This window comes from Hymenobacter sp. YIM 151858-1 (assembly GCF_025979705.1).
Classification (GTDB): domain Bacteria; phylum Bacteroidota; class Bacteroidia; order Cytophagales; family Hymenobacteraceae; genus Solirubrum.
Genome location: NZ_CP110136.1, coordinates 601193 through 626826, shown reverse-complemented (window position 1 = coordinate 626826; position 25634 = coordinate 601193). Strand labels below are relative to the sequence as shown.

At 62.4% G+C, this 25634-nt stretch carries 13 protein-coding genes; 4 read left to right on the top strand and 9 right to left on the bottom strand.

Annotation, left to right across the window (positions count from 1 at the left end; all coding sequences use genetic code 11):
• Positions 1 to 15: 15 nt before the first annotated feature.
• Genes OIS50_RS02580 through pxpB form a run of 4 tightly spaced genes read right to left on the bottom strand, consistent with a single transcriptional unit; the run spans position 16 to position 3695 of the window.
• Positions 16 to 1200 (bottom strand): NRAMP family divalent metal transporter, encoded by a 1185-nt coding sequence (locus tag OIS50_RS02580; protein ID WP_264692768.1) that lies wholly within the window; start codon positions 1198 to 1200, stop codon positions 16 to 18.
• Positions 1197 to 1979: a 5-oxoprolinase subunit PxpA gene (gene pxpA / locus OIS50_RS02575; protein WP_264692767.1), complete on the bottom strand. Its 783-nt coding sequence runs from the start codon at positions 1977 to 1979 to the stop codon at positions 1197 to 1199. Before pxpA ends, OIS50_RS02580 begins: the two co-directional genes overlap by 4 nt.
• On the bottom strand, positions 1976 to 2992 hold the full coding sequence (locus OIS50_RS02570; protein WP_264692766.1) for a 5-oxoprolinase subunit C family protein: 1017 nt from the start codon (positions 2990 to 2992) through the stop codon (positions 1976 to 1978). Before OIS50_RS02570 ends, pxpA begins: the two co-directional genes overlap by 4 nt.
• A complete protein-coding gene (gene pxpB, locus OIS50_RS02565) occupies positions 2982 to 3695 on the bottom strand; it encodes a 5-oxoprolinase subunit PxpB (RefSeq protein ID WP_264692765.1) in 714 nt (237 codons plus the stop codon). Before pxpB ends, OIS50_RS02570 begins: the two co-directional genes overlap by 11 nt.
• A gap of 833 nt (positions 3696 to 4528) precedes the next feature.
• Here pxpB and OIS50_RS02560 point away from each other — a divergent pair.
• Positions 4529 to 7045 carry a M1 family metallopeptidase gene (locus OIS50_RS02560; RefSeq protein ID WP_264692764.1) on the top strand — a complete coding sequence of 839 codons (2517 nt, stop codon included), beginning with the start codon at positions 4529 to 4531 and terminating at the stop codon, positions 7043 to 7045.
• Between the two features lie 12 nt (positions 7046 to 7057).
• On the opposite strand, the gene OIS50_RS02555 is transcribed toward OIS50_RS02560, so the two are convergent.
• Positions 7058 to 7930 (bottom strand): alpha/beta hydrolase, encoded by an 873-nt coding sequence (locus OIS50_RS02555; RefSeq protein WP_319805316.1) that lies wholly within the window; start codon positions 7928 to 7930, stop codon positions 7058 to 7060.
• Between the two features lie 282 nt (positions 7931 to 8212).
• Here OIS50_RS02555 and OIS50_RS02550 point away from each other — a divergent pair, with 282 nt between their 5' ends.
• The 3 genes from OIS50_RS02550 to OIS50_RS02540 all read left to right on the top strand — a co-directional run bounded on the left by OIS50_RS02550 (position 8213) and on the right by OIS50_RS02540 (position 16125).
• Positions 8213 to 8704, top strand: a complete 492-nt coding sequence (locus tag OIS50_RS02550) for a TlpA disulfide reductase family protein (protein ID WP_264692762.1) — start codon at positions 8213 to 8215, stop codon at positions 8702 to 8704.
• Positions 8705 to 8746: 42 nt separating this feature from the next.
• Complete coding sequence (locus tag OIS50_RS02545; RefSeq protein ID WP_264692761.1) at positions 8747 to 9397, top strand: thioredoxin family protein; 651 nt, start codon at positions 8747 to 8749, stop codon at positions 9395 to 9397.
• 674 nt (positions 9398 to 10071) lie between these two features.
• Positions 10072 to 16125, top strand: a complete 6054-nt coding sequence (locus OIS50_RS02540; protein WP_264692760.1) for a PAS domain S-box protein — start codon at positions 10072 to 10074, stop codon at positions 16123 to 16125.
• Between the two features lie 229 nt (positions 16126 to 16354).
• On the opposite strand, the gene OIS50_RS20575 is transcribed toward OIS50_RS02540, so the two are convergent.
• From OIS50_RS20575 to OIS50_RS02525, 4 genes are all read right to left on the bottom strand, one after another.
• The gene (locus tag OIS50_RS20575) at positions 16355 to 16522 is read right to left on the bottom strand and encodes a recombinase family protein (RefSeq protein ID WP_413617035.1); all 168 of its coding nucleotides are present in this window, start codon (positions 16520 to 16522) and stop codon (positions 16355 to 16357) included.
• Between the two features lie 497 nt (positions 16523 to 17019).
• The gene (locus OIS50_RS02535) at positions 17020 to 20667 is read right to left on the bottom strand and encodes an ABC transporter permease/M1 family aminopeptidase (protein ID WP_264692759.1); all 3648 of its coding nucleotides are present in this window, start codon (positions 20665 to 20667) and stop codon (positions 17020 to 17022) included.
• Positions 20664 to 24251 (bottom strand): ABC transporter permease/M1 family aminopeptidase, encoded by a 3588-nt coding sequence (locus OIS50_RS02530; protein WP_264692758.1) that lies wholly within the window; start codon positions 24249 to 24251, stop codon positions 20664 to 20666. The genes OIS50_RS02535 and OIS50_RS02530 overlap by 4 nt, the downstream gene beginning before the upstream one ends.
• Positions 24248 to 25159: an ABC transporter ATP-binding protein gene (locus OIS50_RS02525; protein ID WP_264692757.1), complete on the bottom strand. Its 912-nt coding sequence runs from the start codon at positions 25157 to 25159 to the stop codon at positions 24248 to 24250. The genes OIS50_RS02530 and OIS50_RS02525 overlap by 4 nt, the downstream gene beginning before the upstream one ends.
• Between the last annotated feature and the right edge of the window lie 475 nt (positions 25160 to 25634).

The following is a 25634-nucleotide window of genomic DNA, read 5'->3' as shown; positions in this document are numbered from 1 at the left end:
GCCTGGTTTCGGCGGCTACAAGCTGCGCACCTGCTCAACAAACACGCTCGCGCTCATCCAGGCCATTACCAGCACCACGAGCACCCCGCAGAGCGTCAGCCACCACGGATGCCGGTACGCCCCTACCACGTTGCGGCGGTGAGCCGCTACCAGAATGGTAGCCAGCGTGATGGGCAGAATAAACCCGTTGACGGCCCCGGCCAGCACCAGCAGCTTCACGGGTTTGCCCACGAGCACGAACACCACCGTGGAGAGCAGAATAAACCCCATGATGACGCGGTTTTCGTGGCGGCCGATGCTGGCGTGAAAGGACTTCAGAAACGACACCGAGGTATAAGCCGAGCCGATGACCGAGGTAATGGCGGCCGCAAACATCACCACCCCGAACAGCTTGTACCCCAGGTTGCCGGCCGCCAGCCGAAACACCGAGGCCGGCGGGTTGGCGGCATCCAGCGCCAGCCCCTTGCTGACAACACCCAGGGAAGCCAAAAACAGCAGCACCCGGATAACCGATGCCACCGTGATGCCCGACACCGCACTGGAAGTAACCTGCGGCAGCGCGCCTTGCCCCTTTATGCCTGCATCGAGCAGGCGGTGGCCACCAGCAAAGGTGATGTAGCCGCCCACGGTGCCGCCCACCAGCGTTACAATGGCCATCAGATCGATCTTGCTAGGTGCTACCGTGCGCAACGCCGCTTGGGCAACGGGCGGGGCTGAGGTAACTGCTACATAGATGATAACCAGGATCATCAGCAAGCCCATGAGTTGCGCGAAGCGGTCCATGGCCCGGCCGGCTTCCTTCACCAGAAAAACCCCGATTGCCAGCGCCGCCGAAATAGCCGCCCCTAGTTCGGCCGACATGCCCGTAAGCACCTGCAGGCCCAGGCCCGCCCCCGCCACGTTGCCGATGTTGAAGGCCAGGCCGCCGAGCACAATCAGCACCGAAATGAACGCTCCCAGGCCCGGCAGCACGGCGTTGGCAATGTCCTGCGCGCGCCGCTCGGCCACGGCAATTACGCGCCAGATATTCAGCTGCACACCTAGGTCGATGAGGATGGACGTGAGGATAACAAAGCCGAAGCTGGCGCCCAGCGACTCGGTGAACACGGTGGTTTGCGTGAGAAAGCCCGGGCCTACCGCCGAAGTAGCCATCAGAAAGGCGGCGCCCAGCAGCACGCCCCAGTTGTGCCGCTGCTTCATGCGGTGGCGCGGGGCTGCGGGGCCTGCACTTGTACGCCCTCGTGCTGTAGCACCTGCCTGATTTGCTGCGCAAACTCCACGGCGTGCGCACCGTCGCCGTGAATGCACACGGTATCGGCTTGCATGGCCACATCCATGCCTTGCTGGGCGCGCACTTTGCCCTCCTTCACCATGCGTACTACTTGCCGTATGGCCAGTTGCGAATCGGTGATGAGCGCATCGGGTTGGCGGCGGGGCGTGAGGGTGCCGTTTTGCTGGTAGGTGCGGTCGGCAAACACCTCGTTGGCGGTGCGTAGGCCCAGCTTGGCGCCGGCTTTAATCAGCTCGCTGCCGGCCAGGCCGTAGAGCACCAGCTCGGGGTTTACGCGGTACAGGGCTTCGGCAATGGCCTCGGCGAGGGCGGCGTTTACGGCGGCCATGTTGTAAAGCGCGCCGTGGGGTTTGAGGTGGTGCATGCGGCCGCCTTCGGCCCGCACAAACGCCTCGAGCGCGCCCAATTGGTAGACAACCATGTCGTGTGCTTCCTCGTGCGAAATGGCCATTTCGCGGCGGCCGAAACCTACCAGGTCGGGCAGGCCGGGGTGGGCGCCGATGGCTACATTGTGCTGCAGGGCAAGGCGCACGGTGCGCTTCATCACGGCGGGGTCGCCGGCATGAAAACCGCAGGCAATGTTGGCCGATGTAACGTGGGGCAGAATGGCTTCGTCGGCGCCGAGGTGATAGGCCCCGAAGCTTTCGCCTAGGTCGCAGTTAAGATCAACGGTAAAGCTTGCGCTCATGTATGCTGCAATTTCAGTTGGATGCCCTCGCGCAGGGCACGTAGTTGTCGTTCGTGCTGCAGGTAGAGCTGCTGCGCTTCGGCCAAGGTAACCTCCCGGAAGCGGATTTTACCACCTAGGGGTAGCTGCGCCAAGCGCGAGAAATCGGCCGTGATTACCTGCACAATGCGCGGGTAGCCGCCGGCGGTCTGATGATCGGCCATGAGCACAATGGGCAAGCCGCCCGCCGGTACCTGCACCGTAGCAAACGTAACGGCGCTCGACAGCAGCTCCTGCGCTTGCTCCAGCGCCAGCCCCGGGCCAAGCAAGCGGTAGCCCATGCGGTCCGATTCGGTGCTGAGGCTGTACTCTTCTGCCCACAAATTTTCCTGGCTTTCAGCCGAAAACAAGTGGTACTCAGGGCCTGTGGTAACGCGTACCTCGATGCTGCTTTCGTACCTAGGCAGCAAGGTTGCATCGGGTGCCCAGCTAGCTTCAGCCCACCGCCGACCTAGGGCTTCTGCACTGCTTGCCAGGGTCTGCATCAGTGCCGCAGTATTGGGCGTTGGCTCGGCGCAAGGCACCACATCGCCTTTGCGCAAGGCCCTGCCCTGCAGCCCTCCCAAGCCAGCGCGCAGGTAAGTGGAAAGGCTTCCCAACACTGATGGCAGCGTCAGCCCGCCGGCTACGGCCAAGTACGCCCTGCTCCCCGCCCTAGGTGCCCCGAACGACAACACCGCTCCGGTGCGCACCAGCATGGGCCGCCACATGCGCACCGGCTCACCATCGATTGCGGGCGAAAGGTCGGCGCCGGTGAGGGCAAGGAGGTGGTCGGCTTCGAAGCGGATTTTGGGGCCGAGCAGGGTTAGCTCCAGCCCGGCGGTGTTCTCGGGGTTGCCCACCAGCAGGTTGGCGAGGCGCAGGGCCGTGGCATCCATGGCGCCGCTCACGATGATGCCTTGCTTTTGGTACCCCACGCGGCCTAGGTCTTGCACGGTGGTGAGCAGGCCGGGGCTGATGATGCTAAAGCTCATGCTGTTGCAGGCGCTGGTACTCGCTATCGGAAATGGGCACGAACCGCACCCGGTCGCCGGCTTGCAGCAGGCTGGGCACCTCGGCTTCGGGGCGAAACAAGCGCAAGGGCGTGCGGCCAATCAGCTGCCAGCCGCCGGGCGTGGCCAGCGGGTACACGCCCGTTTGCTTACCGGCAATGCCTACCGTGCCGGCTGGCACCAGGGGGCGCGGCTGCTCTTTACGCGGGGCGGTTAGTTGCTCATCTAGCCCGCCCAGGTACGGGAAACCGGGCGCAAACCCAATCATATACACCAGATATTCGGGGGCTGCGTGTAGGGCCACCACTTGCTCGGGCGCAAGGTGCTTGTAATCGGCCAGCCAGCCTAGGTCGGGGCCGTGCTGGCCGCCGTAGCACACGGGTATTTCAACTAGCCGGTGGGCGGGCGGTGCTGCGGTGGTATTGGCGCTGCGCAGTAGCTGCTCGAGTTGCTGTAGCACGGCGTCGTAGGGCGTGGCAGCTTGCTGGCGGAGCAGCCACGGGTCGTAATACACGGTTACGGTGGTGAAGGCCGGCACATACTCCACCAAGCCAGCGAACGGCTGTTGTTCGAGCAGCTGGCAAAATGCCTGCACGGTTTCGTGCGTGACCGGGCTGATGCTGTTGCCGAACTCCACCACCACGGCCGCATCGCCCAGCGGGTACAGCTGCACGGCGGGTTGCATTCGCGGCTTTGGTGGGGTGTATTCATTCATTGGCCTAACATAGGCAAGTTACTCCCTACCCTTGCCAGCGCAGCTTGTATTATCAGCCTGCTTGTTTCATCCTATTCTCCTCCATCTGGCTTTAGCCGCTACCCTAAACAATTCAATCGATGATTACTACGTCTTTCGCAGGGTTGTTTTGGTTGAATCGAATGCGGATAGTGTCTCCTTGAACATGCTTTTGTTGAGATGTACCGCTGGACTCGTACATTTTTCCACTATATGTAAAATGAATACGATGTGTGTATTCGCTCTTCAAATACCTTACATCCTTTATGATGCCATTAGTGTACAATCCATTCTCCTCAATAAAACGTGTATTAGACCAACTGTTATAACACATCACGCCGATCGTCATTCCTGTTGTTATCAAAATCAGTATCCCCATAGCGTTGGGTTTGTTCCTATTTTTCCCATTTGCTACCGTTGTCTTCATTGGCTGCGTCGTTGGCAGATAAGCTACTTACAATTCTACTTATTGTATCAGCTGTGGAATTTGCTTCTGCTCTATTTAACAGCCACGCCGATATCGCCGGTTGTTAAGTCGCCAACTAACGCCATCGTTCTCTAAAACGCATTTAGAAACTTGTGCTCTTCCTGTTGCACTGTTCTTGTCGACAATACAATAACCTTTATGCATTAATCAAAACGTTGCAGCGCCAGCACTGACCTAGTGTTTCTACTTTTACTACTTCCCTAGGTACTGATCTGGCCCGATGAACATACGTTTCAGTAAATATGAACAGGCAAGCTGGTTTATGCTTGCCTTGCTTGCTACTGCCTGCCAAAAAAACATGGCGCCAACCACCGCTACGACTGTGCCCGTGGAGAAGGGCGTTTCGCTGCAGCTAGCTGAGCAACGCAAACAGCTCATCAGCAACCTAGGGTACCAACTGCAGCTAAGCGTACCCGAGCGCAAAGCCGAGCCGGTGGTTGCGTCGGAGGTGGTGTCGTTTAACCTTAAGGACGCCAGCCAGCCCGTGCAGCTCGACTTTAAGGAGAAAACTGACCACCTCAAGCGCGTGGTGGTGAACGGCAAAGAGGTTGCCATCGACCACCGCGACGAGCACCTGGTGCTGCCGGCCAGCGCGCTCAAGCGCGGCCCGAATACCGTGCAGATTGAGTTTGTAGCCGGTGATTTGTCGCTGAACCGCTCCGACGATTTCCTCTACACCTTGCTGGTGCCCGACCGCGCCCGCACGGTGTTCCCGGTGTTCGATCAGCCCAACCTGAAGGCCAGCTTTCAGCTGCAGCTTACGGTGCCGCAGGGTTGGCAAGCCTTGGCCAACGGACCGGTGCAGGATTCCACAACCACGGCCGGTACCAAAACCTACCGCTTCGCCCCTTCCGACACCATCAGCACCTACTTGTTCTCGTTTGTGGCGGGCAAGTTCACGCGGTTGTCGCGCGAGGCGGGTGGGCGCACCATGCAGCTGTTGCACCGCGAAACCGACCCCAGCAAACTGCAGCTTAGCCTAGGCCCGATCTTCCAGATTCATGCCGATGCGCTGAAGTTCATGGAGGCGTACACGGGCATTCCGTACCCCTTCCGCAAGTTCGATTTCGCGGCCATTCCCGACTTTCAGTACGGCGGCATGGAGCACGTGGGCGCCATTGACTACAAAGCCTCCACGCTGTTCCTCGACGAAGGCGCCACGCAGGATCAGAAGATTGCCCGCTCCTCGCTCATCGCCCACGAAACCGCCCACATGTGGTTTGGCGACCTGGTGACGATGCAGTGGTTTAACGACGTGTGGATGAAGGAGGTGTTTGCCAACTTCATGGCCGATAAAATCACGCAGGTGGCCGTAGAGGGCTCCAACTACGACCTCAAGTTCGTGACCGACCACTTCCCGGCCGCGTACGGCATCGACCGCACCCAGGGCGCCAACCCCATTCGGCAGGAGCTCAACAACCTGCAGGATGCCGGCTCGCTCTACGGCAACATCATCTACCACAAGGCGCCCATTATGATGCGGCAGCTCGAGCGGCTGATGGGCGAAGAAGCTTTCCGGCAGGGCTTGCAGGAATACTTGCGCACCTACGCCCACGGCAACGCCACCTGGCCCGACCTCATCAGCATCCTCGACCGCCGCACGCCCGCCGATTTGCAGGCCTGGAACCAGGTGTGGGTAAACCAGCCTGGCCGCCCCGTCATTGATTACAAGCTGCAAACCCAAGGCGGCAAAATCAGCCAGCTCGAACTCACGCAGCGCGCCGAAGACAACTCCGACCGCCTGTGGCCGCAGGTGTTCGAGGTGCTGCTGGTATACCCCAACGGCACCAGCAAGGAGCTGACCGTAAACATGAACGAGCGGCAGGTGCAGTTGGCGGAAGCGGCTGGCCAACCAGCTCCGGCGTTTGTCTTGTTCAACTCCTCGGGCCTAGGTTACGGGGTGTTCCCCATCGATAAGCAGCTGCTGCCCAACCTAGGCAAACTGCCGAACCCGGTGGCGCGGGCCGCGGCCTACATCAGCCTTTACGAGAACATGCTCAACGGCCGGGTGCTGCCCCCGCGTCAGCTCCTCGACCTGTACCGCCAACAGCTTCCCCTCGAAATCGAAGAGCTGAACCTGAAGCTGCTCACCGGCCAGCTTTCCGACATCTACTGGAAGCTGCTGAAGCCTGAAGAACGCTCTGCACTTGCCCCGGCGCTCGAAGCTGACTTGTGGCGTACCATGTCGCAAAACTCGTCGGCCAACATCCGCAAGCTGCTGTTCAAGAGCTACCAATCGGTTGCCCTCACACCCGCTGCCCAGCAGCGCCTGTACCAGGTTTGGGACAAGCAGCAGGCCCCTACTGGCGTTACGCTTACCGAAGACGATTACACCTCGCTGGCGCAGGCGCTGGCCGTGCGCGACTACGCTGCCGATCCACAGATTCTGACCAAGCAACTGGCCCGCATCAAAAACCCCGACCGCCAAAAGCGCCTGCAGTTTTTGATGCCCGCCCTCTCGCCCGACGTGGCCACCCGCGACGCGTTTTTCGCCTCGCTGCGCGACGAGCACAACCGCGAAAAGGAAGCGTGGGTGCTTTCGGCCCTAGGTGCGCTGCACCACCCCTTGCGCCAGCGCACCTCCGAGAAGTACCTGCCGCAAAGCCTCGAGCTGCTCGAAGAAATTCAGCTGACCGGCGACATCTTCTTCCCCTACTCCTGGCTGCAGGCTACCCTAGGTAATTACCAGACGGCCAGCGCAGCGGCCACAGTCCGGAGCTTTCTGCAGGCGCACCCCAACTACAATCCCAAGCTGCGCGCCAAGCTCCTGCAAGCCGCCGACGACGTGTTTCGGGCCGAGAAGCTAGTGCAGTAAGCCGCTGCGCACCTAGGGTTGGCCCTGGGCAGAACCTAGGTGCTCGGGCTGTGGCTTAGCCCCCACAAAGGGCAGCAGTTGCCGGTAAATCAGGTTGTTTTTCCAATACAGCTGCAGCACCATGGGCACGTGCTTTTTGCCCTCCATCACGGTAAAGCCCGGCCGGTGGCCCAACTCCGTCAGCCGCTGCCGAAAATCCTCGCTGCTACTGGCAATGGAGCCGTAGGTTTCGCCGCCCACGAAGATGAGAAACGGCGGACTTTTGGGCGTGAGGTAGTAGTACGGCGACACCTGCCGCCAGCCTTCGGGCTTGTTGCCGAAAGCCACCATGTACTGCGAGTCGTCGGGGTACTGCTTCTTCAGCAAGTACGAGTACATGTTCAGGCCGGCGGGGTCGTTGAGGATGACGCCGCGTACGGGGTTTTCTTTCAGACCTAGCTGGGCGAAGAGCGCATTGTTGGTGGCGAGCAGGGCGGCTAATCCGCCTCCGGCCGAATGGCCCATCAGATAGATGCGCTCAGGGTCGCCACCAAACTCCTTGATGTGTTCTTTGGTCCACAGCACGGCGCGGGCACAGTCGTTGGCCATGGCGGGTACCTGCACCTGCGGCGAAAGTCGGTAGTTGATAACCACGGCCACTACGCCTTGCTTAGTGAGGTGCCGCCCGATAAAGCGGTAAATTTCTTTGCGGCCGCTGTTCCAGTTGCCCCCGTGGATGAATACTACCACCGGGTGCCCAGCTGCGGCCCGCCGACGGGGGGCGTACACATCCAGCCGGTGCCGTTCGGCGTCGAAGTCGGGCGCGTTGGCGGCTACGTAAGCAATGTCGGCCGTGCGGCGGCTGGGCCGTGCCACGGCGTACTCGTTGGCTACAAGCAGCAACAAAGGCGCGGTTAGCGCAACCATCAGCATAAGCCACCGAACAGCATTCATAAGCACGCGCCATAAACAGCAGCCCCAACCCAGGGCTTGCCTCGTCTATACGCCCTAGGTGCCCGCATCGGTTTGCAAAGGCGGGAGGTTAGCAGCATGCCGTGCAGTGGCGAATTGGCCAACTTGCATAAATTATGGTGAAGCTATGCTCCCGTGCAGGCTACCGCGCAACACTTCTGCCGACGCGGTGTCTTGTTTTACTACCTCCTTCTGCCACCACCTAGGCAATTGCCCATGAACCGTTTGCGTATTCTGTTTCTGTTACTACTCTGCCTAGGTGCCGCTCCGGCTTGGGCCCAAAAGGTATCGGTAGTAAAGCTACCCGCCTTGCAGCGCGTGCTGGCCCGCCCCACCGACACCACCTACGTCATCAACTTTTGGGCTACGTGGTGCAAGCCGTGCATCGAGGAGCTGCCGCACTTCGAGAAAGTGCGGGCGCGGTATGCCAACCAAAAAGTGCGGGTGCTGCTCGTTAGCCTCGATTTTCCATCGAAGCTCGAGCAGAAGGTGAAGCCTTTCGTGAAGCAGCAGCGCCTGGCTTCTACGGTGTGGCTGCTCAACGAAACCGATGCCAATGCTTACATTGATAAGGTAGACCCAAAGTGGTCGGGTGCGCTGCCGTTTACGCTGCTCGTCAATAACAAGCGCAAGCTGCGCGCTTCCTTCGAGAAGCAGCTTACCGAAGCCGAGCTAACCCAGGCATTGCGCCCGTTTGTGCGGACCTAGGTCCGTTTTTGTTGTCAACCTCTCTCACAACCCAAACAACCCATGAAGAAAGCAGCGTACATCCTCCCCCTGCTGTTGGTGCTGGCTCTGATAGTCGGCTTTAGCACCTACATGCGCACTCCCGGCCCCGGCCCTGGCCCCGATGAAGGCTACAAGGTTGGCGACAAAGCCATAGATTTCAAGCTGAAGAACGTGGATGGCAAAACGATGTCGTTGGCCAGCAACGCCGGCGCCAAAGGCTACATCGTGGTGTTCACCTGCAACACTTGCCCCTACGCCCAAGCCTACGAATCGCGCATTATGGCCCTGCACCAGAAATACGCCTCGCAGGGTTATCCGGTAGTGGCCATCAACCCCAACGACCCGCAAATTGCCCCCGGCGACTCGTTCGAGAAAATGCAGGAACGCGCCACCGAGAAGAAGTACGCTTTCCCCTACTTGTTCGACGAAACCCAGAACGTGGCCCGCACCTACGGCGCTACCCGCACCCCGCACGTGTACATACTGCAGCGCTCGGGTCAGGATTTTAAGGTGGCGTACATCGGCGCAATCGACAACAACACCGAAGACGGCAGCGCCGCCACCGAACGTTACGTGGAAACGGCCATGGCGCAACTGCTGGCCGGCCAGCCCGTGCAAACTACTTCTACCAAAGCCATTGGTTGCACCATCAAGTGGAAGAAGAAAGCCTAGGTGCCGCCGAACAAGTCATCAGTAGAGTGAGCGTGATTGCGCTTGGTTAAAAATTTGGTGCGAAGGTCAAACAAATGGACGGGCTTGGGACGCCCACTGTAAGGCAGAAAGATGTATGCGGGAATGCTGAGCTGCCCTCGCTTGGGCGGTGGTGGGCCCCACGACTGCCGGAACGACCGGTGCCTTCGGTAGGCGCAGCTCCGGAGCCCCAAGCGGATGCCCTTCTGCCTGGAAGCCTCTCCGGCGTGCAGCGGCGGCCCACTTTGGGGCGCTGGCTCACCCCATTCCTTTTTGGGTGGGCACAAGGAGTTGGGCTACCCGCAGTAAGAGTAAACCAGTGCCTAAAAAGCGTCGAGGCTGTTGCTGAAGCGGCTCTTCGATGCGCCGGAAATAAATCTGCACTTGGCCATGCACGCTTATCACGCGCCCATTGCCAAATTCAGCTGATGCAGCCACACGCCGAACGTCGGCAACTGCCTTGCCCAACGCCTTGCTAGCCTTGACTACGTGGCGGCCAGGAGCCTGCAAAGTCGCCAAGCCCGTGTTCGCCTAATCAGCCGCAATGCTGGCATAGCCCTTTGCGCTACGCTCCGGCTTGCTACCGTGGCGCTTGCCTGAGCCGGCAAAAGTGTCGTACACTTGAGTGGCGGAGCCTTTTGTTTCGCTTGCTAAGCATGGTCACGCCTCCACCCTTTCCGCCCGACGCTTTATTCCCCGAAGCGCCGTCCGACTGCACCGCGCTGCTCGACGCGCTGCCCTGGGGCGTGCTTGTGCTCAACCAAGACGGCATCATCTGCCGCGTCAACCCGATGGCGGCCCGCTGGTGCAAGGCCCAACCCGACGCCCTACTCGGTCAATCCCTCGCCCAGGCACCCCTGCCGCCCGCTCTGGCCACCGCTCTGGAACGGCTGCTGGCCGCGGGCGATACGCCGCCCGACGTGTGGCTGCCCCACGCCCGGCAATGGGTGAGCTTGCGCCTGGGCCCCGCCCCGGCCGGGCAGCGCTGGGTGTTCTGGGAGGATGTTACGGACCGCCACCGCGCCCAGGCCACTCAGCAGCGCAGCAGCCAGCTGCTGCTCGACATGGAATCTGTGGCCCACATGGGCTCCTACGAGGCTGGCCTCACGACGGGAAGCTTTTACTTTTCCGACGGCCTGTACCACCTCTTCGGCGAAGAGCCCCAATCCTTTGAGGTCACGCTGGAGGTCATCGACGCCCGTTCGCATCCCGACGACGCGGCCGCTGTGCGTCAGGTGCTCGACCAGGCCGTGGCTACCCGGCAGCCCTATACCTACCGACGCCGCATCCGCCGCACCGACGGGCAGTGGCGCACCCTCGAAGCCCACGGCGAGGTGCGCTGCGACGCAGCTGGCACCCCCACCGGGCTGCGCGGGCTGGTGCAGGACGTTACCGAGCGGGTGCAGGCCGAGCAGGCCTTGCAACAAAACCAGGCGCTGCTGCGCCGCAGTATCGACAGCTCCCTGGATTTGGTACAGGTGTTCGAGGCCGTGCGCGACGAGCAGGGCCAGGTAGTCGATTTCACTTGGGTGCTGAACAACGCCGCCGCTGAGCAGGTGTACGGCAACGTCATCGGCCAGCGCCTGTGCCAGCGTAACCCCGGCGTCATCGAAGAAGGCATTTTCGACACTTTTCGGCAGGTGCTCGAAACCGGCGTGCCCGACCAGCGCGAGCGGCACTACCGGCACGAGCAGTTCGACGGCTGGTTTTACCAATCGGTGGTCAAGCTCGACGACGGCGTGGCCACCACCACCCGCAACATCACCGCCCGCAAACAGGCCGAACAGGAGCTGCGCGAAAGCAAAACCTTGCTCCAGGACGTCATCGACGCGCCCCACATCGGCATTGCCGTGTACCGGGCCGTGCGCAACGAAGCCGGTGCCGTCGTGGATTTCGTGCACGAGTACATCAACCGGGCCAGCCGCGACATGCTGGGCGAAGACGTCACCGGCCGGCTCTTCACCGAACACGGCAAAAACGCTCGGGTGCAACTCCCACATTTCCGCGAAGTCCTCGAAACCGGCCAGCGCAACAGCTACGTCCACGAAGCCCAGTTCCGGGGCCGCCAAATGTGGTTTGCCATTACCAACACCCCGCTCGACGGCGAACGGCTGGTGCACACCTGGGAAGATGTGACCGAGCGCCAACAGGCCGAAGCCGAAATCCTGCGCCTTAAGGACGAGCTGGCCCGCCAAGCCACCGACAACTACCACGCCCTGCTGGCGGCCACCACCCAGGGCTTCTGCCGGCTGCAGCTGCTCTTCGATGAAACCGGGCAGCACGCCGTCGATTTCCGCTACTTGGAGTTCAACCCGGCGTTTGTGCAGCACTCGGGCCTGCCGGCCGAGGCCCGGGGCAAAACCGTGCGCGAGCTGGTGCCCGACCTGGAGCCGCGCTGGTTTGAGGTGTATGGCCGCGTAGCCCGCACCGGGCAGGCCGAGCGCCTGGAGTACCACGTCGACCAGCTCGGGCGCTGGTTTGATGCGCACGCCTTCCGCATCGGGCCGGCCGAAGCCCGGCAGGTGGGCGTGCTCTTCAACGACGTCACCGAACGCAAGCGCCGCGAGTTAAACGTCGCTTTGCTGGCCGAGGTCAGCCACGACTTGTCCGTGCTCTCCGCGTCCGACGACATCATGCAGGCAGTTACCAAGCGCGTTGGAGCCTATCTCGCATTATCGGGCTGTTATTTTGTGGATGTCGACGACATCGGGGGAATACTAACGGTTAACCAAGGCTGGTCGGCCGCCGAGGTGCAAAGCCTGAAACAAAGCTACCGGTTGGACGAGTACCTCACCGAAGAATACCGTCAGTCGCAGCGCGCCGGCGAGGTGTTCATCATGCGCAACACCGCCCAAGACGAGCGCAGCAACGCGGAGAGTTACGCCAGCATTCAGGTCGGTAGTTTTGTAACCGTCCCCTTTCTGCAGGAGGGAAAATGGGTGGGGCATATCGCCGTTACCAGCCGTGAGCCCCGGGAGTGGCGACCCGACGAAATCGGGCTGCTGCAGGAAATTACGGCCCGTGTGTTCCCACGCATCGAGCGCGCCCGCGCCGAAGCCGCCCTGCGCGCCTCGGAAGAAAAATACCGCACCCTGTTCGAGAACATCGACGAGGGCTTCGCGCTCTACGAGGTACTCCTGGACGAACGGGGCCAGGCGGTCGACATCCTCTACCACGAGGCCAACCCCGCCTTTGCGCGGCAGTCGGGCGCGCGAGATGTCGTCGGCCGCAAAGCCAGCGAGCTGTTTCCCAACACAGAGCTGCCGTGGATGGACACCCTCACCCGCGTGTACCAAACCGGCGTTGGCGAACGGATGGAAGACTACCACGCCGACACGGACCGCTGGTTTAGCCTGTACTATGCGCGCGTCGGTAGCGAGGGCAGCCCGCTTATTGCCGTCGTGTTCCGCGACATCACCGAGCGCAAGCGCCGCGAGGCGAACCTGGCGTTTATAGCCGGCCTGATGAGCGACTTCGCGCCGCTGAGCACCGTGGAGGAGGTAATGGAGCTGGCGGGCCAGCGCCTGACCGAGCACTTGCAGCTGGTGCACTGCTTCTGCGTCGCCGTCGACGCGGAAGCCGGAGAGTGCACCGTGTTGCACCACGCCCACCCGGCCGGGCTGCCAACCATGACCGGCACGTATCCTCTGGCCACCTTCCACACCGAGGAAGACAACCAGCGGCTGGCGGCGGGCCAGCCCATGATTGTCAGCGACGTAGACGACGGCCAGCGCCCGGCCGCGCAGGCCGCGGCATACCGCGCCATCGGCGTCCGGGCGCTGGTGAATACGCCCTACGTGGCTGAGGGGCGCTGGCTGTTTGACCTGGGCGTGTGCCGTTCCGAGCCAGGCGCATGGGCGCCCGACGACATCGGGCTGCTGCAGGAGGTGGCGGCCCGGGTGTGGCTGCGGCTGGAACGTGCCCGCGCCGAGGAAGCCCTGCGCGAGTCGGAAGCAAAATACCGCACCATATTCGAATCCATCGACGAAAGCTTCTGCCTCCAGGAGCTGGTGGTGAATGAGCATGAGCAGGTGGTGGACCTCGTCTACCGGGAAACAAACGGCGCCTTCGCCCGGCACACCGGGCTGGCCGACGCCAACGGCCGGAAGGCCAGCGAACTGATGCCGAACCTCGAGCAAAGCTGGCTCGACGCCCTGACCCGCGTGTACCAAACCGGCGAGCCGCTCCACACCGAAGGCTACCAGGCCCACCTCGACCGCTGGTTCACCATGCAGTGCACGCGCGTAGGCGGGCCCGGGAGCCGCCGGGTGGCCGGCGTGTTCAACGACATCACCGAGCGCAAGCGCCACGAGCAGCGGCAGGCGTTTCTGCTGCAGCTCAGCGACGCGCTGCGCCCGCTCGCCGACCCGGTGGCCATGCAGCGGGCGGCGATGCGCGTGCTGGGCGAATTTCTGGCGGCCGACCGCGTGTATTACGTCGACATTGAGCCGGACTACGAGCACTGGGTGGTGGCCGACAACTACGTGCGCGAAGGCGTGCCACCGCTCATCGGCCGCGGCCGGGTGGAGGATTTTGGCTGGGCGGGCCAGGAGCTGCGCGCCGGCCGACTGGTGCGCATCGCCGACGCCGAAACCGACCCGAACCTAAGCGAGGCGGCGCGCGCCGAGTGCCGGGCGGTGAACCTGGCGGCCTTGCTGGCCGTGCCGCTCCTCAAAGAAGGACGCTGGGTGGCCTCCTTCGCCGCGCAGCACCTAACCCCGCGCAAGTGGAGCGGCGACGACGTGGCGCTGATACAGGAAGCCGCTGAGCGCACCTGGGCCGCCGTGGAACGCGCCCGTGCCGAAGCCGCCCTGCACGACGCGCAGGAGCGGCTGCAAATCGCCGTGGAAGCGGCCGAGATGGGCACCTGGTACCTGGACCTGACCAACGACCCTTCAAGCTACCGCAGCTTGCGCCACGACCAAATTTTCGGTTACGATAGCTCGCAGTCTGCCTGGGGACAGGAAATTGCCCGCCACCACGTGCTGGAAGACGACCGGGCGGCATTCGACGCCGGCTTTGCCCGCGCGCTGGAAACGGGCGAACTGCAGTTTGAGGTGCGGGTGCGCTGGGCCGACGGCAGCATCCATTGGATGGCCTGCCACGGGCGCTTCTATTTCGATGACCAGGGCCGGCCCGTGCGCGGGGCAGGCGTTAACTTCGACATTACCGCCCGCAAGCAGGCCGAGGAAGGCCTGCGCACCAGCGAGGCTCAACTGGCCCAGCTCAACGCCCAACTGGAGGAACGTGTGGCGCGGCGCACCCAGCAGCTGCAGGAAAACCGCGACCTGCTGCACGCCATTGCCGAGGCCCTTACCTTCTTTGTGTGCGCTTTCAAGGCCGTGCGCGACAAGCAGGGGCGCATCGTGGATCTGGAGTACATCTTCGTCAACCCCGCCGCCGAACAAGTAGCCGGTGGGCGGCAGCTGGTGGGCCGGCGCTATTCGGAATTGTTTCCTGAGGTGGAAAGCGGAGGCTTGCTGCCCTCTTACCGCCGCGTAATCGAAACCGGTGAGCGGGACGACCGGGAGCTGTCTTACGCCGACGGTACGCTCACGGGCTGGTTCCGTTCCAACGCCACCAAGCTCGGCGACGACGGCGTGCTGGTCATCGGCGAAGACATCACCCCCCGCAAGCGGGCTGAGCAGGAGCGCCTGCGCAACCTGCGCCTCTTGGAGCAGGCCGAAGCCGTGGCCGGCCTCGGCAGCTGGGACTACGAGCTGGCTACCGGCACCTTGCGCTGGTCCGAAGGCATGTACCACCTGTTCGGCTTGCCCGTGGGCAGCGCCGTGTCGCCCGACTACTACCTCGGGGCTGTGCTGGACGAGAATCGGGACCGGGCCGAAAACTTGGTGCGCCTACTCCGGGCCGGCGAAGGCTTTGAGGAAACGCTGCGCCTGCGCGTAGCCGGCGAAATTAAAACGGTGCGCTTAAAAGCCGTGGCGCTGCCCGACGAAGCCGGACAGCCCGCACGCGTGCTGGGCGTGGATCTGGATATTAGCGAGCTGCAGCGCCTTGAAGCCGACAACCTGCGCCTGCGTCTGACGCAGCAACTGGCTTTGTTTCAGGCCGTTCAGGCCGCTCAGGAGGCCGAGCGCAAGCGCCTGGCCGAAAGCCTGCACAACGGCATCGGCCAAATTCTTTACGCCACCAAGCTGCGCCTCGACCAACTTCGCGCCCCGCTGCTGGGGTCGGCCCCCGCCCTGGCCGCTGCCAGCGCCGAGGCCGACAAGCTGCTAAGCGAGGCCATTCACCAAACGCGGGCCCTCTCGCACGAGCTCGTGCCCATGGCGCTGGAAGAGTTCGGCTTGTCGGCGGCCCTGCACGACATCGGGCGCAAGATGAGCACCCCGCATTTGCACTTGCGCAGCCACGTCGAACTTGATCAGGATGCAGCTCCGCTGACGCCCGCCCTCGAGTTGGCCCTCTACCGCATTGCGCAGGAGCTGGTCCAAAACATTGTTAAGCACGCCCACGGTGCCACGGCGGCTACGCTGGAGCTGGAAACCACTCCGGGCTGGGTGCTGCTGCGGGTAGAAGACAACGGCGCGGGTTTTGCCCCGGCCGCCACAAACCGCCCCGGGCTTGGCCTGCGCAGCATCCGCGACCGGGTGGCCTTGCTTGGGGGCCAGCTGGAAACAGGCAACGCCCCCACCGGGGGTGCCTACGTGCGCATCCGCCTGCCCTTGCCTGCTCAACCGCCTGCATGATTGGCCGGTTTATCCCCGACAGCCACGCCGTGCTGCGGCACCGGCTTACGGGGCCAACTGCCGCCGGTAGCGCTTGCCGCTCGACTAGCTGATGCCTGTGGCGGCCACGGTTTGAACACGGACATACCAGCGGCCGGTGGGACCTGCAACCTGACCGGCCTCGCAGCGTGCCCCGGGCGGCGGCTCAGGTGCCTGCTCCTTAGGCAAGATGATGCCCGTCATGGCCCGGTTACGGATGTTTTCGCGGCCGTGCTCGGCCAGCGCAGCGAAGATGCCCGCACCCGGCGGGCTTGGCCGTGTTGGTGCCCACGTGTGGGGGTGCGAAACGCACCTGCCGGGCGTGCAGGTCGGCCACCGCCTGCATGATGTGGGCGCTGTTGCGGCCTAGCCGGTTCACGCGAGCTACGGCCACGGTTTCGCCGGCGCGCAGGGCAACCCGTAACTAGGTGAGCACCAGCCGTTGTGTGGTGGTGCCGCTGGCTTTTCCTGAGATAGGTGGTTGATTCCTGCGGCCTTGAGATGGTCGAGTTTGGGCATCGAGCTGTTGTTCTTTGGCCAAGACGCGGGTATAGCCAAAATGCATACAAACGGGTCAACAAGGCAGGGCCACGAGGGCAATGAAGTGAACCCTCTTCCTGGTCCCGTTCCAGTTTACCTAAATGCCTCCGATTGTGGACACCAGCAAGGTGCCGCTTTCGGAAACCTGTCCGCTCTCGGCTGTCGGCAGGCGGTGGCACGCCCGCCTGCTGGCTTGCGCCGTTCAGCTTTTGTACCACACTTTTTCACCACGGCCATGATTGACGCACCCCTAGGTGGTAGTGCTGGCTGGGCACAGCCGCAGCACGGTGTTCCCTTCGTAAGTTGTTGTGCAGGAATTGAGTAAGCATAAAGTCGCTACTTGTTGCCTGTTTGCCGGGCCATAACCGAAGAAGCTGTCTTAACATCCTCCACGTTGTTGTCGCCATCCAAATCCACGAGTAACAGGTACGGATCGATGCCGGCGCGGGCGGGTTTGCTGGGCACGGTTACCTGAATCGTCTGGTGGCCGGAGCGGACGCGGTGCTTTTGCAGGTACAGCGGCTTGCCATAGTCCTCATCCTTCCCGCGCGGGGCAATTACCCCTATTTCCACCCAATCATTCATGGGTTGCTCGTGCCGGGCGCCGGTGCTGTCGATTACTACTTTGTGCGCCTGCACATCTAGCGTTACCTGCCAGTTGCCGGTTTTGGTTTGCACCGCGGCGGCCTGCTCGGTTTTCAGCTCCCAGTAAGTGTTGGCCTCGAACAGGTCGTGCAGCAAGTAGTGGAGCGAATCGGGCGTAACGGCCTTTATCTCGCGGTACAAATCGAGGGTGGTGGGCAGCGGTGGCTGCTTCGAGCTGTGCTTCCGTTTCAGCTCCCGAAGCGCAGTGTTCACCTGCTCTTTGCCGATGTATTTGCTGAGCGCGTACAGCGCCAGCGGGCCTTTGCGGTAGCCCATAAAGGCATTGTTGGCCCGCAGCAAAGGCACCATGGCGCGGGAGCGTGGCACCTCGTACGACTGGCGCAAAAAGCTGAGGTAGCGGCGCAGGTGGCCGTAGCCGTAGTTCTTTTCGAGCACCTGCATGCCCGAGTACACCGCCAGGCCCTCGGCCAGGAAAGGCGCACCTTCAACGCTTGCGAAGCCCAGGCCAAACTGGTGCGCTACCTCGTGGGCCAGCACGTAGTACGGCAGATCGAAGCCGCGCGGGCTGTCGTCGGGGTTCATCAGGGCAAACTGCTCGCCGTAGTCGATGGTGCTGGCTTCGGCGTTCAGCTCGCCCTCGGTGCCGGCCCGCTCGATGATGGTGAGGTGGCCATACGAGTAGGGGCCGAACTGCTCGGTGTAGTAATCAAGCGAAGCCCGCACGCTACGCAACATGCGCTCCACGTTGGCCGTGTGCCCCGGAAAGTAGTAGAGGCTGATGGCGACGGGTTTGCTGTTGGCCAGCTTGGGGTTGTGCCACTGCACGTTGCGCACCGCGTAGTTGGCCGAGAAGAACGCCGCCTGGTTTTGAGTGGGCGCATCGGTAACGAAATGGAAGTAGCGGCGCCCGCCTTCCGCCCAGGTGCGGCGCAGCGTGCCGGGGGCCACAGCCACTTGCTCGGCAGCGGTGCCAACTACCGCGTCAAAAGTCATCCAGTCGCCGCGCGTTGATTTCTGGCGGGCGGCCACATCGTAGAGCGACGGAATTTCGGGGCGCACGCTGAGCCCGTATTGCTTGCGGGCGCTGGCCTCGCGCAGTTCGCGCAGGGGCTGATAGCCAATGGCGGGCAGCACATCCTGGCTCATCAGGTAGGTACCGTTGGCCTCTACCAAAGCTGTGCTGCCGTTGTTGGTGAAACCCTTGGGCTTGCCATCAACCCGAAAGCTCAGCCGCAGGGAGTCGCCGGGCTGCAGCGGTTGCTGAAGGGTGTAAATGCGGTGGCCGTGCTCATCATCGTTCAGCACTTGCTTGGCAGGCCTACCAAACGACACGGCGCTGGTTTCGGCACCTAGGGCGGGGGCTAAGTGAATGGTGTCAAGAGCCAACGTGCTGCGGTTGACGAGGCGGTAGGTACCCTGAATCGTTACTTCCTGCCGCTCGGGGTACAGCTCCACACGCAGCTTGGCACCAGCTACTTGCGGCTGCAGCACATCGGCGTACCGGGCATAACGTCGTTCGTACTCAGCACGCTGCTCGGTTACATCGGCAGCGGTTTTGTACTTGTTCAGCACGTTGGTGTTGTAGAAGATAAACCCACCTAGGCCCAGCACCAGCCCGCCTGCCACCGCGGCTGTGGCGGCGGTTGCGGGCGTAAAGCGGCTACGCGCCAGTTGGTTTCGGGCGCCTAAGTCGTTTTCCTTGCCGCGTGCCCACAGCAGCCGCGCCGCCACGGCCAGCAGCAATGCCCACGCCGCCCAGTACAGCTTAAACCACACCCACGGACCTAGGGAGCTGCCGAAGCCTCGGATGTCGGTGTACCACCAATCGGGCGCGGCGCCAAAAACCAGCAGGTTGTGGTGCACCCCAAGCTTGGCGGCAAAGCCCATGAAGCCCAGCACCAGCAACAGCACCAAGTGCCCTAGGTATTTTTGGTTGACTACCACGTGCACCACCAAGGCCAGCATGGCAAAAAGCAGGTACTCGGGCAGCTGCAGCCCGAACAGCGCCTGCAGGTACAAGCCTACTTCGAACTTATCGTACCCCAGGATGAGCTGCAGCAGCATGCCGCCCAGCAGCAGGATCAGCATCCAGGTGGCAATCAGCAGGCTCAGGCCTAGAAATTTGCCCACTAACAACGCCCACTCCGATACGGGGGCCGCGTCGGAAATTTCGCTGAGGCCGGCCTCTCGCTCGCGCCACACCAGCTCGCCGGCGAAGTACATGATGAGCAGCGGCAGCACAATCCAGGGCGTTTTGACATTGCCCAGCGGCGTGGTCAGGAAATCAACGACCTGCTGGGTGGTTGGGAAGATGGGAATGCTGTTCTGCTCCATGAACTCCGACCCGACCAGTGCCGAACCTAGGGCAATAAGCGCCACCACCGGCAGGCCAATGCGGCTGCGGGCCACCTTGCCAAACGACGACCACGCTACGGCCAGGGTTTGGCGCACATCGGTAGCGAAACCGAACGTGCGGCTAACCTGCGGCAACGTAACCGGGCGGCTAGCCAGCGACGGGGCTGCCGCGGGCGTTGCGCTTGTTGCTTTTGCCCGGCGTTTGAAGGGCGCCCACCCGCGGCTAACGGCAGGGTTGCCAAACCGGAAGCCGTGGTAGGTGAAGGCAAGTACGCCGGCGGCAAGTCCAAGCCACAGCATGCGGTTCCAGCCGAACAAACCCGCCAGCTCGATAAGCCGCGTGTTCTTTTCCGCGGTCGTCCAGGTTTCAATCTGGCCGCTTACAATGCTGGCAAACCCTACGAGGTCGAGCAGCTTGGTTAAATCCCACCAGCCCACGGCCTTGGCGGCAATCATCACGATAAAATGCGAGGTGATGAACAGCAGCACGCTGCCGACGTAGCTGCCCATGCCGCGCCCGTTGAGCTGGGCCAGGCAGAACTGTACGGCGGTGCCCACAAAGGCAATGGGCAGCGCCAGAAAGGCGTAAGCCGTGAGGTAAGCTACGGGCAGAAACGGACCGAGCAACTGGGATTTCCAGCCGGGCGTGTAAAAACCCAATATCAGCCCGACTTGCACAATCAGCAGCAGCAGTGCATTGAGCGCGAAGGCCGCCAGAAAGCGCCCGCCCAGGTACTTGGCCTTGCTCACGGGCGTGGTGTAGAGCAAAGGGTGCATGCGCGTTTGCACATCGCGCGCGGCAGCGTCGCCGCTAATGGCCCCGGCCATCAGCAGCCAAACCACGTTGCCGAATACCGTGAAAAAGGCAATGGATGCCGGACCGTTGTTGTAGGTGCCATCGGAAGGAGTGCCGAGCTTGGTCAGCAGCAACGGAAACAGCAGCAGCACCGCAAAAAACAGCCACGTGCTTACGTGCCCCAGCTGGTAGCGGAACTCGTAGCGAAAGATGCTCCGGAACTTCATGGCTTGATATCGGCGGTATTGTCTTCGGGCTTCAGGTCGGGCAGCAAGTGGTTGGGGTCGATACCGGCGCGCAATGGCTGCTGAGGTACCGTGAACGTGACGGTTTGCCGGCCCGTGCGCAGGCGGTGCTTGTGCCGGTACAGCGGCTTGTTGTCGGCCGCGGAAGCACCAACCTCCACCACATCGTTCATGGGTACTTCGGTTTCGGTGCCGGCGCTATCCACCACCATTTTGCGGGCGCGTACTTCGAGGGCTACCTGCCAAGTGCCTGCCGGGGTTTGCCTGGCGGTGGCGCGCTCGGTTTTCAGCTCCCAAAACGTATTCACCTCAAACAAATCGTGCAGCAGCGGCCGGAGCGAGTCGGGCGTAACGGCGCGCAGCTCGCGGTACAAATCGAGCGTGGTGGCCAGCGGGGCATCGGCTTGCCGATGCTTTTCGAGCAGGCGGCGCAGCGCGGCATTAACCGGCTCCTCCCCTAGGTACTCGCTCAGGGCATAGAGCACAAAGGGCCCTTTGCGGTACGACATGTACGGGTCGAGGCCGCGCAACAGCGGTTCGCCGCGCCGGATAACCGGGTACGGGTAGGGCTGCCGCATGTAGCCCAGCAGGTGTTGCAGGTGCTCGGGGCCTTTGGCGTGCTCCACCAACTTCAGGCCGTAGTACCAGGCCAGGCTCTCCGACATCACCGGGGCACCCTCCACGGCGGCGTAGGGCACCGTCCATTGGTGGGCCATTTCGTGGGCTACAATGGCGTAAGGGTGGTCGTGGCTGCCGGGGGTGTTTTCGGGGTTCCAGAAGGTGAATCCTTCGCCGTGCGAAATCATGCTGGCATCGGCGTGCATGCCCGTACCCAGGCCTGGCCGCTCCACAATGCTAAGGTGCTTGTAGCGGTACGGCCCGAACTGCTTGGTGTAGTAATCCAGCGAAGCCTTAGCACTTGCCAGCACGCGCCCTAGGTGCGCCGTGTGCTTAGGGTGGTGGTAGAGCTGAATGGCAACCACTTGCCCAGGCTTATCGGGGTTCTGCCATTGCTCCTGATGCAAGGCGTACTTGGCCGAGAAGAAGCCCCACTCGCCGCCGATTGGTGCATCGGTTGCGTAGCGGAAGTAGCGGCGCCCGCCTTCGGCCCAGGTGCGGCGCAGCGCCCCCGGCGCCACGGCTACTTGGTCGGGGGCGGTACCCACTACGGCCTCGAAGGCAGTGCCTTCGCCGTGTGTGCCGCGGGCGGCCGTGTTGTAGAGCGAGGCAATTACCGGGCGCGGTGCCAGGCCGTGTGCCCGCCGCTCGCCGGCATTGACGAGTTCGCGGCTTGCCTGGTAGCCAATGGTTGGCAGCCAAGTGTTGCTGAAGTAGGTGCCATTGGCTACTACCGAACCATCGACGCCATTTTCGCGGAAGCCCCGCGGCGCCACCTGCACCCGGAAGTTGAGTTGCAGCGAATCGCCGGGCTGCAGCGGCTGGTGCAGGGCGTAGATATGCTGGTAAAGCTCCTTATCGGCCAGCACGCGGGTGGCGGGCCGGTCGAACGTAATTACATCCGTTTCGACACCCGGCGCCGTGGCCACGTGAACGGAATCGATGGCAACGGCGCTGCGGTTGACAAGGCGGTAGGTACCCCGAATATCGGCTGCTTGCCGCTCAGGATATATCTCCACGCGCAAGCTGGCGGCGGTGCGCTGCGGCTGCGGGCGGTGGGCGTACCGGGCAAAGCGCCGCTCGTACTCGGCGCTGCGCGTTTGGCCTTCGGCAGCGGTTTTGTACTTGTTCAGCACGTTGGTGTTGTAGAAGATAAACCCACCTAGGCCCAGCACCAGCACCGCAGCAATGCCAGCCGTTACGGCCGTACCGCGCGTAAACCGACGCCGTGCTATCTGCAGCCGCAGCCCTAGGTTGTTTTCCTTGCCGCGCGCCCACAGCAGCCGCGCCGCCACGGCCAGCAGCAATGCCCAGGCAGCCCAGTACAGCTTAAACCACAGCCACGGACCTAGGGAGCTGCCGAAACCGCTCATCTCGGTATACGACCACCCCGGCCCCGCCCCGTAGATAAGCAGGTTGTGCTCGATGCCGAACAGCGAGGCCAGCGTGATGAATACAAAAGCCAGGATGGCAACCAGGTGCCCAACGTATTTCTGATCGACTACCACGTGCACCACCAAGGCCAGCATAGCAAAAAGCAGGTACTCGGGCAGCTGCAGCCCGAACAAGGTTTTTAGGTACAGCGCTACCTCAAAGTTTTGGTAGCCCTGGGTGGCTTGGGCAAGCATGCCGGCCCCGGCCAGCAAAGCCATAAACACGAGCAGCACACCACCAAGCCCTAGGTATTTGCCAAGGAAGGAGGCCCACTCGGAGCTTGGCATGGCGTCGGTGATTTCGTTTACGCGGGCATCCCTTTCGCGCCACACCAGCTCGCCGGCGAAGTACACGATCAGGAAAGGCACAACAACCCAGCGGCTCAGCTCATCGGCCAGCGAGGCAGTTAGTTGCTTAACCACCAACGCTGTAGTAGGCACCAGCGGCACCCCGTTCGACGACATCTGATCGAGCACCACGGGCACCGTGAGGAGCGGCAGCGCAATCAGCATGGCCAGCCCGGCCCAGCTCGTCACGATCACCCGGAACGAATCGGAGGCTACGGCCAAAAGCTGGCGCACGTGCGTAGCCGGACCGAAATGCTGGCGCACCTGCGGTACTACTACCGGCGTGCTGGCGGCAATACCTAGGCGGGCAGGCCCGGCTGTGTCGGCTGATCTGGAGCGTTTTCGGAACCAACTCAGCCAGCTGCTTTCGGTGCGGTGCGCGAACCGAAAGCTTAAGTAGGTAAGCATGCCAGCAACTACCGCAAGGCCTAGCCAAAGCAAGCGGTTGGTAAGGAGCGTACCCTCCAGCGCGAGCAGGCGCCCGTTTTTCTCGGCCGGCGTCCAGAGGTGCGCCATGTCCTCCACCACGAAGCGGATGCCGATGGGGTCGAGCAGGGAGCCCAGGCTGCGCTTGAACAGCAGCATGGAGGCCACGAAAAACCCCATGAACACAATCAGAAAGCTGCCGAAGTAGCTGGCCATGGCGCGGCCCGTACGCGCAGCCAGCCCAAACTGAATGGCAGTAGCTGCCAAGGCGTTGGGCAAAGCAATCAGGCCGTACGCACCCAGAAAGGCCGCTGGCCGAAACGGGCCGATCAGCTCCGCATCGACGCCGGGCAGGTACACGCCCAGCACGATACCGGCCTGCACCGCCAGCAGAATAAGCGCGTTGAGCACCAGCGCGGCCAAAAACCTGCCCCCTAGGTACTGTGCCTTGCTGATGGGCGTGGTGTAGAGCAAGGGGTGCATGCGCGTTTGCACGTCGCGCGCGGCCGCATCGCCGGCAATTGCGGCGGCCATTACCAGCCACACCAGGCTGCCGAACACCGTGGTTTTGGCTACGGCGAACGGCGAGTTCAGGTAAAATTCGGAGTATAGCACCTCGGCTACGGAGCCGTCGCGCGTCATCAGAAAATTGAGTCCGAGCAGCACCACCACAAACAGCCAGGGCCATGGACGGCGGAGCTGGTATACTAGCTCGAAGCGGTAAATCGCCCAGAACTTCATGAGCGTACGGCCTGCATCGGTTCGGCAACGTGCGGACCGAAATGCCCGGCCATGGTGCTGAAGTACACGTCCTCCAGGTCGGGCGCCACGGGCTCGAAGCCCGCGCCGGGCGCCGCCTCGCTATACACGTGCACCAGCGTGCGGCCGCTGAGCAGCTTGGTGGAAATTACGCTATGCTCCTGCTCGATCCGGGCCAGGACGCTCTTCTCCACTATGCGGCGCCAGATGCGGCCCTGCAGCTGCTCGACGGCGTGCAGCGGCTCGGCTTCGAGCAAAATGCGGCCCTGGTTGATGATGGCCATGCGCGTGCAGAGCTCGGCCACGTCCTCCACGATGTGGGTGGAGAGGATGACGACGCTGTTTTCGCCCAGCTCGCTGAGCAGGTTCAGGAAGCGCACGCGCTCGGCCGGGTCGAGGCCGGCCGTGGGCTCGTCTACGATCAGCAACCTAGGCTTGCCCAGCAAGGCCACGGCCACGCCGAAGCGCTGCTTCATGCCGCTCGAAAAGCCGCCTAATTTTTGGCGGCGCACGTCCCAGAGGTTGGTTTGCCGCAGCAACGCCTCCACCACCTGGCGCCGCTCGCTTTGGTTGCTGATGCCCTTGAGGATTGCGAAATAATCGAGCAGCTCTTCGGCCCGGGCTTTGGGGTACACGCCGAACTCCTGCGGCAGGTAGCCCAAGGTCTGGCGCACCTGCTCCGGCTGGTGCAGCACGTCGAGGTCGCCTAGGTGGATGGTGCCGGCATCGGGCTGCTGCAGGGTGGCGAGCGTGCGCATGAGCGTGCTCTTGCCCGCCCCGTTCGGGCCCAGCAGCCCGTACATGCCCGCCGGGATGGTCAGCGACACGTTTTGCAGGGCTTGCACCCCGTTGCCGTAGCTCTTTGAGACATTGCGTATCCGTAATTCCATAATAACTCAGCAGGCGGGTGAAGTCGAGGTGTGGGCAAGGGCAAATCAGCCAGCGAACGGGCGCCAGCACTTAGCGTTGAGTTAGCTTAATTAGCTAGGCTGCGCCGAAGGTCGAAAAACTGTTGAAAGAACTTTGCGATACAAAGCAATGTATTGAACCGATACTTTGCAATACAAAGTGCTTGTTTATTTCCTGAACTATTTAGAAAGCGTTCGGGGCCAGAAATGACTTATGCCTGAAAAGTAATGTCGCGTTTCTTGCACGTCATGCTCATCTGGCGTCCGCGTGTCGAAGCATCCCTGCCGCTTCGCCAGATAACCACCGCAGCAAAACGGTCATGCTTCGACAAGCTCGGCATAATCGTATCATCCTTTTCAGAAACAGCCTGGCCTCCTGCCGTGCGCCTTGGCCAACACCTCTCCTACCCGGCTTGACTGCCCCTAGGTCATCCGCGGCCGCGACCAGGCACGGGGC

Coding starts and splice junctions, on each gene's coding strand:
- OIS50_RS02580 (WP_264692768.1), bottom strand. CDS start 1,200: ATGAAGCAGCGGCACAACTGGGGCGTGCTGCTGGGCGCCGCCTTTCTG.
- pxpA (WP_264692767.1), bottom strand. CDS start 1,979: ATGAGCGCAAGCTTTACCGTTGATCTTAACTGCGACCTAGGCGAAAGC.
- OIS50_RS02570 (WP_264692766.1), bottom strand. CDS start 2,992: ATGAGCTTTAGCATCATCAGCCCCGGCCTGCTCACCACCGTGCAAGAC.
- pxpB (WP_264692765.1), bottom strand. CDS start 3,695: ATGCAACCCGCCGTGCAGCTGTACCCGCTGGGCGATGCGGCCGTGGTG.
- OIS50_RS02560 (WP_264692764.1), top strand. CDS start 4,529: ATGGCGCCAACCACCGCTACGACTGTGCCCGTGGAGAAGGGCGTTTCG.
- OIS50_RS02550 (WP_264692762.1), top strand. CDS start 8,213: ATGAACCGTTTGCGTATTCTGTTTCTGTTACTACTCTGCCTAGGTGCC.
- OIS50_RS02545 (WP_264692761.1), top strand. CDS start 8,747: ATGAAGAAAGCAGCGTACATCCTCCCCCTGCTGTTGGTGCTGGCTCTG.
- OIS50_RS02540 (WP_264692760.1), top strand. CDS start 10,072: ATGGTCACGCCTCCACCCTTTCCGCCCGACGCTTTATTCCCCGAAGCG.
- OIS50_RS02535 (WP_264692759.1), bottom strand. CDS start 20,667: ATGAAGTTCCGGAGCATCTTTCGCTACGAGTTCCGCTACCAGCTGGGG.
- OIS50_RS02530 (WP_264692758.1), bottom strand. CDS start 24,251: ATGAAGTTCTGGGCGATTTACCGCTTCGAGCTAGTATACCAGCTCCGC.
- OIS50_RS02525 (WP_264692757.1), bottom strand. CDS start 25,159: ATGGAATTACGGATACGCAATGTCTCAAAGAGCTACGGCAACGGGGTG.